This window comes from Pseudomonas sp. SIMBA_068 (assembly GCF_046534705.1).
GTDB classification, from domain to species: Bacteria; Pseudomonadota; Gammaproteobacteria; order Pseudomonadales; family Pseudomonadaceae; genus Aquipseudomonas; species Aquipseudomonas putida.
The window spans coordinates 1-236 of the sequence record NZ_JAWRYI010001660.1; the positions used below are offsets into that span (position 1 = coordinate 1).

A 236-nucleotide genomic window follows, 5' to 3' on the forward strand; every position below is an offset into this window, starting at 1 on the left:
GTTGGTGGTGCCGTCCAGTGGGTCGATGATCCACAGGTAGTCTTCGCCTTCGCCGCTGCCGGCGTGCAGGCCGGTTTCTTCGCCGAGGATGGCGTGGGTCGGGTAGGCTTTGCGCAGCGCGTCGATGATCTTCTGCTCGGCAGCGCGATCAACTTCGGATACGTAGTCTTTGGCGTCTTTTTCGTCGACCTTGATGGTATCCAGGCGCTCGATGGAGCGGAAAATCAATTCACTGG

The 236-nt window shown here is 59.3% G+C and carries 1 protein-coding gene; it reads right to left on the bottom strand.

Features of this window, described 5'->3' with window-relative positions; all coding sequences use genetic code 11:
- On the bottom strand, window positions 1–228 hold a 228-nt coding region (locus SB756_RS35380), incomplete at its 3' end, for an inositol monophosphatase family protein (protein WP_410913922.1).
- Window positions 229–236: the final 8 nt, after the last annotated feature.